8 protein-coding genes are annotated in these 9,004 nt (G+C 61.5%); 3 read left to right on the plus strand and 5 right to left on the minus strand.

Going from position 1 to position 9,004, the window contains the following annotated elements:
- Positions 1-98: 98 nt before the first annotated feature.
- The 3 genes from LIX91_RS09335 to LIX91_RS09345 all read left to right on the plus strand — a co-directional run bounded on the left by LIX91_RS09335 (position 99) and on the right by LIX91_RS09345 (position 2,848).
- Positions 99-938, plus strand: a complete 840-nt coding sequence (locus LIX91_RS09335) for a TatD family hydrolase (RefSeq protein ID WP_226488389.1) — start codon at positions 99-101, stop codon at positions 936-938.
- A gap of 84 nt (positions 939-1,022) precedes the next feature.
- Entirely contained in the window at positions 1,023-2,498 is a 1,476-nt protein-coding gene (locus LIX91_RS09340) for a methyl-accepting chemotaxis protein (RefSeq protein WP_226488390.1), read from the plus strand.
- A 107-nt stretch (positions 2,499-2,605) separates the two neighbouring features.
- Complete coding sequence (locus LIX91_RS09345; RefSeq protein WP_226488391.1) at positions 2,606-2,848, plus strand: hypothetical protein; 243 nt, start codon at positions 2,606-2,608, stop codon at positions 2,846-2,848.
- Positions 2,849-2,860: 12 nt separating this feature from the next.
- Here LIX91_RS09345 and LIX91_RS09350 read toward each other — a convergent pair whose 3' ends face one another.
- The 5 genes from LIX91_RS09350 to LIX91_RS09370 form a co-directional block, all read right to left on the minus strand.
- Entirely contained in the window at positions 2,861-3,658 is a 798-nt protein-coding gene (locus tag LIX91_RS09350; protein ID WP_226488392.1) for an acyl-CoA thioesterase, read from the minus strand.
- Between the two features lie 119 nt (positions 3,659-3,777).
- Positions 3,778-4,530, minus strand: a complete 753-nt coding sequence (locus LIX91_RS09355) for a CHAD domain-containing protein (RefSeq protein WP_226488394.1) — start codon at positions 4,528-4,530, stop codon at positions 3,778-3,780.
- 33 nt (positions 4,531-4,563) lie between these two features.
- Positions 4,564-6,573, minus strand: a complete 2,010-nt coding sequence (locus tag LIX91_RS09360; RefSeq protein WP_226488393.1) for a DUF3488 and DUF4129 domain-containing transglutaminase family protein — start codon at positions 6,571-6,573, stop codon at positions 4,564-4,566.
- Entirely contained in the window at positions 6,570-7,553 is a 984-nt protein-coding gene (locus LIX91_RS09365; protein ID WP_024661956.1) for a DUF58 domain-containing protein, read from the minus strand. Before LIX91_RS09365 ends, LIX91_RS09360 begins: the two co-directional genes overlap by 4 nt.
- The gene (locus tag LIX91_RS09370) at positions 7,523-8,440 is read right to left on the minus strand and encodes an AAA family ATPase (RefSeq protein WP_004410418.1); all 918 of its coding nucleotides are present in this window, start codon (positions 8,438-8,440) and stop codon (positions 7,523-7,525) included. Before LIX91_RS09370 ends, LIX91_RS09365 begins: the two co-directional genes overlap by 31 nt.
- Positions 8,441-9,004 lie beyond the last annotated feature (564 nt).

Consider the following 9,004-nt stretch of genomic DNA (forward strand, 5'->3'; position numbering starts at 1 on the left):
TCGTTGAACCCTCAGGTTCAATCGCTTGAATACCCAGCGTTTTCTTGTTGTGGCCAGAGCTCTGGTATGCTCGGCAGCCTTCAGCTGGAGGTAGCACCATGCAACTCATCGACATCGGCGTCAATCTGACCAACGCAAGCTTCGCCTCGCAGCGACAGGCGGTACTCGACCGTGCCTATGCCGCAGGCGTCGAACAACTGGTGGTGACCGGCACCAGTGTCGAGGGCAGCGAACACGCCCTGCAGCTGTGTCACGAGCTGGATGAAAGCGCGCAACGCCTGTTCTGCACGGCGGGAATCCACCCGCATTCAGCCAGCGATTGGACCGGCGACACCGAAAAACAGTTGCATGCCCTGCTCAGGGAAAATCGCGTTCGCGCCATAGGTGAATGCGGCCTGGATTACAATCGCGATTTCTCGCCTCGCCCCCAACAGGAAAAGGTCCTGGAGGCGCACCTGGCCATGGCCGTGGAACTGCAATTACCGGTGTTCCTCCACGAGCGCGATGCCAACCAGCGGCTGCTGGAAATTCTGCGCGACTACCGCGACCGCCTGCCCGCGGCAGTCGTTCACTGCTTTACAGGCGAGCGCGCCGCGCTGTTCAGTTACCTGGACCTTGATCTGCATATCGGCATCACCGGCTGGATCTGCGACGAACGACGCGGCACCCACCTGCACGCGCTGGTGAGCAACATCCCTCGCGGCCGATTGATGCTGGAAAGCGATGCGCCCTACCTGCTGCCACGCAGCCTGCGTCCCAAGCCGAAAAACGGTCGCAACGAGCCGGCTTACCTGCCGGAAGTCTTGCGCGAAGTAGCCTTGCACCGGGGCGAAACGCAGGAAGACCTCGCACGCCACAGCACAGATTGCGCACGGCAGTTTTTTGCCTTGCCAGTGCTGAAAACAAACCCGGAGGATGAAAATCTGCAGCTTTCTTGACCCGCATCAAGAGTCTCTTCGTTGGCTGAGGCACAGTGATGGCATCTTGCTGCTATCTCAACCGATCACCGAAGAAGACCACTCATGGGCTCATGGCTTGGCAACCTGTCACTGAAATATAAGTTCTGGGCCGTCAACGCGGTCGCTTTTGTCACCACCCTGTTGCTGGTGCTGTACGCCATGCAAACTGAACAACAGGCGCGCACGGATGCGTCGCGTCAGGCAGCACAAGCGCAGGCGCGCCTGCTGGCCGCCTGGCCCGTCGACGCAGCCCTGCCCTCCAGCGATACATTGCTGACGTACCGCCAGGGTCAGACACCGGTTGTCGATGGCCTTGCGCTGCCGGAACTGGCTGACGCGCGCGACTGGGTGACGCTGGACAAGCCCGCTGGCGATCAATGGCTGAGCGGTGCGCAGATCATCACCCGAGGCGCCGAGCAACGGATTGCGCTACTGGCGTTCACCCCGACCTTCATGCAAATCCTGCTGGATCGCTTCACGCACTACGCGATTGCGGTGTTCGTGCTGATGTTATTGATGCTCTGTGCCTCGCAACTGCTGATCCGCTTTCTGCTCAGCCAGCTCAACGCGCTCAAGGATGTGATGCTGCACGTCGAAAAAAGCGGCGACCTGGCGGCCCGTGTTCCCAACCGCAACGAAGATGAAGTCGGGCAGATGGCCAAGGCCTTCAATGCTATGCAGGCCGGTTATCAGCGAGTGGTCAACACCGCTTCGCAAACCGCTGGCCGTCTCGATAAGGGCGCCGCGCATCTGGCGGCGGGCATGAAGGAGGTGCGCCAGGGCATGCTCGGTCAGCAAAGCGAAACCGATCAGGTGGCCACGGCCATCAACGAAATGACTGCCACGGTCCACCACATTGCCCAGCACGCTACAGCCACCCGCGATCAGTCGCAGACGGCTGACGCACTGGCGGGCAGCGGCAAAGTAGTGGTCGACCGTGTGCAGGTGTCCATCGCCGGGCTTTCCAGCGGCGTGCAGCAAACGGCGGAAATGATCCAGCGCATGGCCGAAGACAGCCAGAAGATCAACGGCGTGGTCAACGTGATCCACAGCATTGCCGAGCAGACCAACCTGCTCGCCCTCAACGCAGCCATCGAGGCCGCGCGCGCCGGGGAAATGGGTCGGGGTTTTGCCGTGGTCGCCGATGAGGTCCGCAATCTGGCGAAGCGGGTGCAGACCTCCACCGATGAAATCACCACGATGGTCTCGACCCTGCAAAACGGCACCCGCGATGCCGTGGATTTCATGCAGGAGAGCTCGTACAAGGCCGACGAATGCGTGCAGCAGGCGCGGGAAGCCGGCGATGCACTGGCGGCGATTGCCGGTGCCGTGGCGCAGATGCGCGAAAGCAACACGCAGATCGCCGTCGCGGCTCAGCAACAAAGTCAGGTCGCCGAGGAGATGAACCGTGCGGTGGTGAGTATCCGCGATGTCACCGAACGCACGGTGATCCAGACGGTTGACTCGGCCAGCACCAGTGACGAACTGGCCACGCTGGCAGGCGAACTGAATGCCGCCATTGGCCAGCTCAAGCTGTAACAGGCTATCGCCACGATAGACAGGCTTGACTCGTCAGCCATCGGCGCGCGGGCCTATCCTTCAGGCATTGAACGACGCTTTACGCGTTACCTGAAGAGGACCGCATCATGAACAAGCCACTTTCCGATCTGCAGTTGAATCAATGGCGTGACAGCAACGACAATCAGGAGCACTCGACCAGTCTGGCCCTGTACCTGATCGCCGTACCGCTGTTCATTCTGGCGGCCCTGCTGATCCTCAACGGTCTGTTTTCCGAAAGCCTTTCATCGGTTGCCATCGGCGTGATCGGCCTGGTGGCGGCGCTGGGTTTTCAGCGCCAGGACGCCGCCCGGGCCGCTCGCAAACCTTGATCCGGTTGCCGGTCAGCCAAACACGGTGACCGTCTGGCGACTGATTGCGATCAGCTCGCCGTCGGGGCTCCACAATGCCGCGGCGGTATGACCGTAGCCATCGCGGGCATGCTCGATGACTGCGCGATAGCTGCACCACTGCAGGGTATCGAGCGATGGCTGCGGCTGGACGAACTCAATGGTCCAGGTCAATGAACTGCCGGGGGCCGGCTTGTCCAGATGCGGCAATATGGCAGGCGGCCAGGTGTCCACCAGCGCCAGAATGTGCGCTTCGCTCATGGGCGTGGCGTGCGGCTCACCGCGAAAGCGCACGTAGCCGCCTATCGCAGGCGACGGGGTATTGCTGAACGGCATGCCGCCCAACGCCCAGCGGATGTCCATGAAACGCAGGTAATCAGGCATTACACCGCTGGCGAACGGCAACTCCCGGCATTGATCGACCGGTTTGAGGAGCGGCGCGGCCTCTGCAGCAAAGGTGATCATTGATTCCCGAGGGGCACCGAAGCTGCCTTGTATGAGGGTCATGACCTGACCGTTCTGCATGGCGCGTCCCATCACCTGACTGACTGCCTTGCCATGGCGCAGGACGTCGACCTCGAAAGCAATCGGTACACCGGGCGCGGCCGGCCCGACAAAGGTAATCGCCAGCGAACGAACCGGCCGCCCTTCCGGCACCTGTGCACGCATCGCTTCGTAGGTCAGCGCAGCCATCAGCCCGCCAAAGCAGGCACGCCCCTGCGACCATTCGGCAGGGATCGTGACAGAGTGCGGATCACGACTCAGCGCATCGATCAGTTCAGAAAAGGTCATGCTCACTCCACACGTCAACACACAAGTGGATGGATGATAACCATCCTCTTAGTTAACGACAGGCCGCATAATGGCCATTTTTGCGGCCTGAATGACCTGCCTCATGACAAATCACTGGATCAGAAACAAGCCTTGGCCAAGCGTTTGAGCGACGCTTCGGCCTTGCGTTCGGCACCTACTATGCCGATTTGCCAGCCCGGCACGCAGGGAGCCAGATCAGGTTGTTCCGCAGCCTGCGCCAGCCATTGCAGATGATCATGCCAGTCGCCCAGTTCGCCTTGTGCGGATTTGAGCCGGGCCCGCATGTTTTTCGGCTGATGGCTGAGTTGCGGATAGGCTTCGGCAGCGTAACGCACGCGCTTGATCAGCAAACGCAGGTCATGCCGATCGTGCCCCGGCTCGGCGATGGCCACACGCAACTTGTGCCATTGCTTGTCCATGCGTTTTTCAATGGTCTTGCGCAGCCCACGCAACATGCCCTGGCGCTGTTGCAGGCGCAGCATTTCCGGGAACCGGTCAATCAGCTTGAGCAGACCGGTCAACTCGGGCGAGCCGGCGACCTTTGGGCAGGCGCTTTCCAGGTAGCGGTTGCGTGTGAATGCGGCCTCGTTCAAACCCTGCTCTTCAAGAAACCCGGCGAGCACCTGCATATCACGCAGCGGCGTGGTCAGTTGGCCGACCGCCTTGGCCGCGTCTTCCAGCTCTGCCGCACTCGGGTTTTCCCTCAGGGGCCGAAGTACGCTGCGCAGACGGCGCACCGTGGTACGTAAATCGTGCAGCGCTTCGCTGTCAGTCGAAACGGCAAGACGTGCCTGACACGCGAGCAATTTGACATCCAGCGCCAGCACTTCGGCGACCAGATGATCCACCATTGAAGACATGCAATTCCCCTTCGACAAACTGATTCATGAGTGCCTGTCCCTGACGGCTGACAACCTCCATGGCAAACCACGGCGCAACGTGCTCAGTGCCTGCCTCAAGCGGCTTGCCGAAGCCAGCCGCCCAGCGTAGCGCTGCGCTTGAAATTCGCGGATGAAACCTTCAATGGCCTCGGCATGCTGCGGAAAGTAGAGCACCGCCCTGCGGCGGAATGCGTCAGCGCCTTCACCCGGCATACGACGCAGACCATGGCGGGCGAGCAAGCGTTCAAATGCGTTGAACACGCGCAGTTGCGAGTCGCTTTCGCGTTGCCAGGGTTTGAACAGCCATAATGCCACCAGGCCCAGTGAAAACAGGCTTCCCAAGACAAAAACCGGCGCCTGGAAGCCTGAAAACCAGCGACCGAGAATTTGTAACTGCTGTTGTCCCTGATAGCCCAGCACCCAACGCTGCCAGCCGTAATTGAGGTTATCCCAACTGAGGCGCAGGGCGTTGACCCAAGCCACGTTACGATAGCGCAACGCTGAATAGGGCGAGTCCTGCAGAAACGCTTCGTCCGCCGCCAGCGCCTGCTCCAGGCCTTGCTCGATACGTTGCGGCGCCACGGCTGCAGTCGGGTCGACGCTGCGCCAGCCAACGCCCGGCTGCCAGTATTCCACCCAGGCATGCGCGTCGAACTGACGAACAGTCAGGTACTGCCCGTCGGGGTTCAGCTCACCGCCCTGATACCCGGCCACCACCCGCGCCGGAATGCCCGCCGCGCGCAGGACAAAGGTCATGGCACCGGCATAGTGGGCGCAAAACCCCTGACGACTGGCAAACAGGAACTCATCGATGCTGTCATTGCCCAGTGGCACCGGCTTGAGGGTGTAGTGAAATGGCTGATCGCTGAAGTAGCCGAGCATCGCCGCGACCATGGCGTCTGGCGTGGTGTAGCGGCGACGCAGGTCATCGGCCCATTGCCGCGCCTGATCATTGCCCTTGGCAGGCAATTGCAGGTCCTGACGCTGGATCTGCTCGCTGGACAGCGGATCCCGGACGCTTTGCGGCCATGAGTTGACGGCGTACAGCAGCGACTGCTCGACGGGGCGTCTGCGCTGCAAGCGGAAGTCGCTCATCTGCCGCGCGTCCGGCAACGTGGTTTCTGCCACGTCGAGGCTCGGCAGCCAGGGCCGGCCGCTGGCTTCCATGACAACGCTGTAGGCCAGCGGCTCACCGCGTTTCTGCCACTGCGCTATCTGTACGGTCTGGGCGCGGGCCGACTGCGACCAGCGACGTCCATCGAACTGCTCAAGGGTCAGACCACGCCAGTACAGCTGGCTGCGCGCCGGGATCGGCCCTTCGAAACTGGCGCGGAACACCAGCGCAGGTGATTTGCTCAGTTCCGCCATGTCGCCGGGTGCCATGTTGTCCGACAGGCCGGTGACGCCTTTGTTGCTCGGCTGCGGCAGCGACCAGAGCGGGTCCAGACGCGGAAAGAACAGAAACAGCAGGAGCATCAACGGCAGCGCCTGCGCCATCAGCTTGAATGCCAGCTTGAGCGTGTCGGCCGACCTGCCGGCCAGGTCCGAGTGTTGCAGGCCGATCAACGCAGCCAGCAGCGCGCTGACCGGCAGCAGACTGAAGAGCGCCCACAGCAGGTTGTCTTCGAACAGATAGCCAACCGCCACGCAGAAGAAACCGAGAAAAATCAGCACGCGCGCGTCACGGCGATTGTTCATTTCCAGCATTTTCAGAACGAATGCCGCCACCAGTAACGCAGCCCCGGCATCCAGCCCGACCAGGCTGCCGCGCGCCAGATAAACACCACCTGCGGTGCCCACCAGCAGCCCGGACTTGACCCAGGTGCCAGGCAAGCGCACGCGCATGCGGAACGCTTGAACGCGCCACACCGTGCAGCCCAGCCAGAGGATCATGATCGACACCGGGACATGCAGCGCGAACGGCAGCACCACCAGTGCCTGCGCCACCAGCAGCCAGGTCAGGCTGACACGCGGAATGGGCGCGGCGGGAACGGCCTTGACCTTGTCGTTCATGATCGATGGCCGTACAGCGCAAGGGCGCGCAGGCAGACTTCGCGGTGTGCATCACCGCTGTCCACTGCCGACAAAAAGCCCGGTAACCGCAGGGCAAACGGCTGCTGCCGTTGCGACAGCTCCAGCACCCAGTAACACAGGCGCGACAGGCGCTCTTCGATATCCCCGCCCAGCGCCATGAAGTCCAGGCACAGGTCATGGCCGCTGAGGTCGGTGAAATCCTTGATCAGCAGCCCCTGCCCCCGGGAATACGCTTTCCAGTGCAGACGACTGCGATTGTCACCCGGCTGGTAGCTGCGCAGGCCTTGATAATCATCTACACCGGCCCCCTGGGTGGCATGGCCATCGTCCTCGGCATGCGGCTGCACGCCCTTGAGCAGCGGCATGGTCCCGGACAAAGGTCGAGGATAGATCAAGGCGCTCTGCTCCAGATCGAGCCAGCTCCAGGCGCGAAAGATGCCCAGCGGAAACACACTCTCGATGCGCAGCCTTGGCGCACGCAGCCAACCGCGCTTTTCGGCGGGCAGTGTCAGCTCCAGGTCGGTCAAGCCGCGAGGCAGCACGTCGCCTGACTGCAACGCTGTCGCGCTCCAGCCCAACCCCAATGCATGGTGAGCCTGACCGGCACTTTCCAGGCGCAGGCGCAATTGCACCGGCTCGCCGACAAATACCGAACGCGCAACGCCCGCACTCAGAACCAGACCGCTGACGTTGCGGTAGGTGTGCAGGATGGCCAGCACGCCTATCGACAGCAACAGAAAGGTCAACCCGTAGGCCAGGCTGTTCTGGTAATTGATCGCCACCAGCAGCATGAGCACCAGCACTAACGCGTAAATCATGCCGGTGCGTGTCGGCATGATGAAAATGCGTCGGTGGTCGAGAGTAATGCGTGACGCTGGAGGAATTCGCCTCGACAGCCAGCGTTGCCAGAGCGGTTTGAGCGGTTCGATCAAAGCACGGGCACCTCGCGCAACAGCCATTGCACCAGCGCACCGCCGCCATGCCCGGTCGGATCGCTGCGTTCACGCAAGCGGTGGCCGATCACCGACGGCAGCACCGCCTGCACATCCTCGGGAATCACGTAATCACGCCCCAGCAACATCGCCCAGGCCCGTGCAGCGGCCAGAACCGCCAGGCTCGCCCTGGGTGAAAGTCCGTAAGCGAACTGCGGCTGACTGCGCGTCGCCTCGACCAGTCGCAAGACATAATCAACCAAGGCATCACTGGCGCGCACCTGCCGCGCCTGAGCCTGGAGCTGACCAAGCAAGGCGTGATCCAGAATCGGTTGCAGACGCGGCAACAGCTCGCGGCGCGACTCGCCCAGCAGCAGGGCTTTCTCTGCGGCTCTGGCTGGGTAGCCCATGGAAATGCGCATCATGAACCTGTCCAGTTGCGACTCGGGCAAGGCAAAAGTACCGCCGGAACTGAACGGGTTCTGGGTCGCGATCACAAAGAATGGATCGGGTAACAAACGCGTCGCGCCCTCGATCGACACCTGCCCTTCTTCCATGGCTTCCAGCAACGCGCTCTGGCTCTTGGGCGTGGCGCGGTTGATCTCGTCGGCGAGCACCAGCTCGGCGAAAATCGGCCCCGGATGAAAGGTGAACTGCCCACTGTCCCGATCAAATACCGAAGTCCCCAGGATGTCACCTGGCAGCAGGTCAGAAGTGAACTGAATGCGCTGATAACTCAGACCGAGAATTTTCGCCAGCGCATGACTGAGCGTGGTCTTGCCCATCCCCGGCAAGTCCTCGATCAGCAAATGCCCGCCGCCGACCAGACACGTCATCGCCAACCGTACCTGCGCCTCCTTGCCCAGCACCACCTCATTGATCGCGCTCAGGCACGCATCGAGTTTTCTACCCATCGAAAGCCCCTTCCGGCAACTGCTTCATGACTGTGGGACTGCAAGCGATGCCAGTGTCCGAACACTTTAAAGTGAGCGTAGGCCGTTTCGCCAGAGTTGGTTAGGCCTACCGTCTCGCCAAGCTGAAGATTTGTGACGCAGAGCGTCACGAAAGGCATGCCGACGCGGAGCATCGGCACGATAATCACAGGTCGGCTGTGTTTCGAGCCATGCGAATGCCATGCGGCACTTATGACCTTGTGGGAGCGAGCTTGCTCGCGAAGTCGGTGTTTCAGTCGATGCATTTTCGGCGTTTGTGCAAACTCTTTCGCGAGCAAGCTCGCTCCCACAGGTACGGGGTGTTTTCGGGCGATGTGAAACACTCACACAGGGCCGGGATGTTTTCGAGCCATGTGGATTACTCACACAGGGCCGGGGTTTTTTCGAGCTATGTGGATTACTCACACAGGTCGGCTGTGTCTCGATCCATGCGAATGCCCTGCGGCACTGATGACCTTGTGGGAGCGAGCTTGCTCGCGAAGACGGTGTTTCAGTCGATGCATTTTCGGCGCTTGTGCAAACTCT

It is taken from the genome of Pseudomonas sp. B20, assembly GCF_020515755.1.
Taxonomy (GTDB): domain Bacteria; phylum Pseudomonadota; class Gammaproteobacteria; order Pseudomonadales; family Pseudomonadaceae; genus Aquipseudomonas; species Aquipseudomonas syringae.

Excerpts from the sequence above, each read along its gene's own strand:
- LIX91_RS09370 (WP_004410418.1), bottom strand. The coding sequence starts at position 8,440 with ATGGGTAGAAAACTCGATGCGTGCCTGAGCGCGATCAATGAGGTGGTG.
- LIX91_RS09335 (WP_226488389.1), top strand. The coding sequence starts at position 99 with ATGCAACTCATCGACATCGGCGTCAATCTGACCAACGCAAGCTTCGCC.
- LIX91_RS09360 (WP_226488393.1), bottom strand. The coding sequence starts at position 6,573 with ATGAACGACAAGGTCAAGGCCGTTCCCGCCGCGCCCATTCCGCGTGTC.
- LIX91_RS09345 (WP_226488391.1), top strand. The coding sequence starts at position 2,606 with ATGAACAAGCCACTTTCCGATCTGCAGTTGAATCAATGGCGTGACAGC.
- LIX91_RS09340 (WP_226488390.1), top strand. The coding sequence starts at position 1,023 with ATGGGCTCATGGCTTGGCAACCTGTCACTGAAATATAAGTTCTGGGCC.
- LIX91_RS09365 (WP_024661956.1), bottom strand. The coding sequence starts at position 7,553 with ATGGCTGTTGCGCGAGGTGCCCGTGCTTTGATCGAACCGCTCAAACCG.
- LIX91_RS09355 (WP_226488394.1), bottom strand. The coding sequence starts at position 4,530 with ATGGTGGATCATCTGGTCGCCGAAGTGCTGGCGCTGGATGTCAAATTG.
- LIX91_RS09350 (WP_226488392.1), bottom strand. The coding sequence starts at position 3,658 with ATGACCTTTTCTGAACTGATCGATGCGCTGAGTCGTGATCCGCACTCT.